General features: G+C 74.1%; 3 protein-coding genes. 2 read left to right on the top strand and 1 reads right to left on the bottom strand.

Annotation, left to right across the window (positions count from 1 at the left end):
- Nucleotides 1-129: 129 nt before the first annotated feature.
- Nucleotides 130-1,257 (bottom strand): hypothetical protein, encoded by a 1,128-nt coding sequence (locus AB0H87_RS39685; protein ID WP_360158316.1) that lies wholly within the window; start codon nt 1,255-1,257, stop codon nt 130-132.
- A 96-nt stretch (nt 1,258-1,353) separates the two neighbouring features.
- Here AB0H87_RS39685 and AB0H87_RS39680 point away from each other — a divergent pair, with 96 nt between their 5' ends.
- Both AB0H87_RS39680 and AB0H87_RS39675 read left to right on the top strand, forming a co-directional pair.
- Nucleotides 1,354-2,010: a response regulator transcription factor gene (locus AB0H87_RS39680; RefSeq protein WP_360158313.1), complete on the top strand. Its 657-nt coding sequence runs from the start codon at nt 1,354-1,356 to the stop codon at nt 2,008-2,010.
- A partial coding sequence (locus tag AB0H87_RS39675; RefSeq protein ID WP_360158310.1) for an ATP-binding protein occupies nt 2,007-3,413 on the top strand: 1,407 nt, incomplete at its 3' end. The genes AB0H87_RS39680 and AB0H87_RS39675, both read left to right, overlap by 4 nt.

The following is a 3,413-nucleotide window of genomic DNA, read 5'->3' as shown; positions in this document are numbered from 1 at the left end:
GGGGGGGGTGTGTCGCGGTGTGGTTGCTTCTGTATCGCTGGGTTTCTCCCCCTCCCGAGGACCCATCTTTCTTGCGTGGCGGGCCGTTCGTCGCAACCGTGGGATCGGGCGCTCCGGTGACGCGTGTGGTCAGCGGTGCGTGGCCGCGACCTCGTAGAGCTTGTCGGGGCTGACCGCGCCGAAGAACACGCGGCCGTCGTCGGTGAGCAGGCCGGTGGCGATCCGGCTGGTGAACAGCCGGCCGCTGCCCCAGGCGCCGCTGACCTTCGGCAGCTGCCCGAGCAGGGCGCTGATCTGCGGCGCGTCGGCGCCCTCCTGCTTGGTGTCGACCTTGGCCATGACCACCGTGGTCCAGCCTTCGCCGATGATCTGCGGGCGGGCGGCGGCGGGCTGCTTGGCGAGCTCCTTGGCCAGCTCCTGCTTGTGCGCCTCGACCTGCTTGCGGGCCTCTTCGCCCTTCAGCTGGTCGCCCGCCTCGGTGACCTTGGTGCCGGCCGGCGGGTTGAAGACGAACTGCGCGTCGTCGGGGCGGTCGAAGCTGACCATCGTGAACGCGACCTCGAACGCCGGCTTGTCGGAGGCGCTCGGGTAGAGCCGGAACCGCAGCGGCACGTGCTCGGCCGCGTCGATCGCGATGGACACCTGGCCGACCAGCGAGGCGTGGTCCTTCGGGATCAGGTTCAGCTCGTACGCGTCGCGCCCGGCGATCTTGGTCGTCCGCCCGACGCTCACCTGGGTGCTCGGCTCGATCGCCTTGAGCGCCAGATCGGCGGCCTCCTGCGGGGAGGCGGGAACGCCGGCCGGCGGCGCCCCGTGGTCGCCGTCGACGTCGATCTTCGCGTGGGTGGCCGTCTTGGCGCGGCTGCTCCAGATCCAGGCGTCCGTGCCGTTCTTGATCACGTCGGTCTGCGCGTTGCCGCCGAGCAGGGAGACGCGTGCCTTGTCCGGGCCGGCGTACCAGACCCGCAGCGTGTGCTGGCCGTCGACGAGCGAGGCCAGGTTGTCGTCGCCGAGCATGCCGGCGAGGCTGACGATCGGCGGGAGGCCGAGGTCGGCCCGCTGCACGACGGTGCCGGACAGGCCGTCGAGGCGGGCGGTCTGCAGGTCGACTAGGAGTTGGGCGGCGGACCGCTCGGGGAGGGTCGGGTCGGCCGCGCCGGCGACGGTGGCCACTGCGGCGCCGCCACCGATGACCGCGGCCGCGGCGGTCGCGGGGACCAGCCAGCGCAGCACCGGACGTTTGGTCAGGACAGACATGGGTGGGTACCTCCTGCGAAACATGATGCCGTGCGCCGGCTGTGACGCCGCTGAGAGCACTGGGCCGGGACGCCCCCGGGATGGCACGCTTTGCTGGTGCGGTTGCTGGTGGTCGAGGACGAGGCGCGGCTCGCGTCGGCGCTGCAGCGCGGGCTGCAGGCGGAGGGCTTCGCGGTCGACGTCGCGGGCGACGGCCCGACCGGGCTGGAGCTGGCCCGGCACGGCGAGTACGACGCCATGATCCTCGATGTGATGCTGCCCGGCCTGTCCGGCTACCGGGTGGTCCGCGCGCTGCGGGCCGAGGACAACTGGCTGCCGGTGCTGATGCTCTCGGCCAAGGACGGCGAGTATGACCAGGCCGACGGCCTCGACTGCGGCGCCGACGACTACCTCACCAAGCCGTTCTCGTACGTGGTGCTGCTGGCCCGCCTCCGGGCGCTGCTGCGCCGCGGCGCGCCGGCCCGGCCGGCGGTGCTGGAGGCCGGCGACCTCAAGCTCGACCCGGCGCAGCGCACGGTGACCCAGGGCGGCGAGTCGGTCGGCCTGACCGCGCGCGAGTTCGCCCTCCTCGAATACCTGATGCGCCGGCGTGGCGAGGTGGTCTCCAAGACCGAGCTGCTCGACCACGTCTGGGACGCCAGCCTGGACACCGCGCCCAACGCGGTCGAGGTCTACGTCGGCTACCTGCGCCGCAAGCTCGGCCGCGAGCGTCTGGAGACCGTCCGCGGCGCCGGCTACCGGCTGGCGACATGATCCGGGCCTGGCGGCGGCTGAGCCTGCGCGCCCGGCTGATGCTGCTGGGCGTCTCCGGCCTGGTGTGCGGCCTGCTGGTCGGCGGGATCCTGCTGGTCTCGGTGCTCGGCAGCACGCTGCACCGGGGCGCGGAGGAGACGGCGGCCAGGACCGCGTCCGGGATGGCCGACCTGATCGCCAACGACTCGCTGCCGGACCCACTGCCGGTCTCCGGCGACGACGTCCGCGCCCAGGTGATCGACGGACAGGGCCGGGTGGTGGCCGCGTCGCTGGGCGCCGACCGGCTCGTGCCGTTCCTCTATCCGGGTGAGCGCCCGGCGCGGGACGCACAGGAGCCGAAGAGCGTCTACATCCCCGGCGAGCGGATCGGCGTCTCGGGGCCCGTGCAGGTGGTCGCGGTGCCCGCCGGGACGGCCGCCGAGCCGCGGACCGTGCTGGTCGCCAAGTCCCTCGGTGACCTGACCCGCGCCGTCGACCTGCTCAAGCACTCCCTGCTGATCGCGTACCCCCTGCTGGTGGTGCTGCTCGCGGCGATCGCGTGGCGGGCCATCGGCGCCACCCTGCGGCCTGTCGAGGCGTTGCGCTCGGGTGCTGAGGCGATCAACGACAACGCCCGGACCGACCGGCTGCCCGTGCCCGAGTCGCGCGACGAGATCCACCGGCTGGCGGTGACCCTCAACGGCATGCTGGCCCGGCTGGAGCGGTCCCGGGCACGGCAACGGACGTTCGTCGCCGACGCCGCCCACGAGCTGCGGTCGCCGCTGGCCAACCTGCGCACCCAGCTCGAGGTGGCGCAGCGGATCGGCGACCCGCCCGACACCGAGGAGCTGCTGGCCGACGTGCGCCGGCTCGGCCGCCTGGTCGACGACCTGCTGCTGCTGGCCCGCTCCGACGACCAGGGCTGGCGGCCCGACCCGGTGACCGGGCCCGTCGACGTCGGCGCGCTGCTCGCGGCCGTGGCCGCCCGCTACCCGGGCACCGTGACCCTGCTGCCGGTCGAGGGTGCGCCGTGGATCGTGGGCGACGAGGCGGCGCTGGACCGGGTGGTGGCCAACCTGCTCGACAACGCGGTGCGGCACGCCCGGAGTCGGGTCGAGCTGTCGGCCGCCGTCGTCGGGGAGCGGGTCGAGATCGCCGTGCGCGACGACGGTCCCGGCGTGCCGGAGGCCGACCGCGAGCGGGTGTTCGACCGGTTCACCCGGCTCGACGACGCCCGGGCGCGGGACGCCGGTGGGGCCGGGCTCGGGTTGTCGATCGTGCGGGAGCTGGTGGCCCGGCACGGCGGCACCGTGGCGCTCACGGACGCGTCGCCCGGGCTGCGGGCGGTGGTGCGGCTGCCGGTGGCGGAGCCGATGGTCGAGCCCGAGCCGGCGGCGCCGGCTCAGGCGCGGTCGGTGCAGACC

The organism is Asanoa sp. NPDC050611, assembly GCF_040654855.1.
GTDB lineage: Bacteria > Actinomycetota > Actinomycetes > Mycobacteriales > Micromonosporaceae > Asanoa.
Note: the sequence above shows the minus strand (reverse complement) of the source record. Positions and strands in the feature narration are given on the sequence as shown.

Bases quoted from the DNA above. Each gene is read 5' to 3' on its own strand.
- AB0H87_RS39685 (WP_360158316.1), bottom strand. From the start codon at position 1,257: ATGTCTGTCCTGACCAAACGTCCGGTGCTGCGCTGGCTGGTCCCCGCG.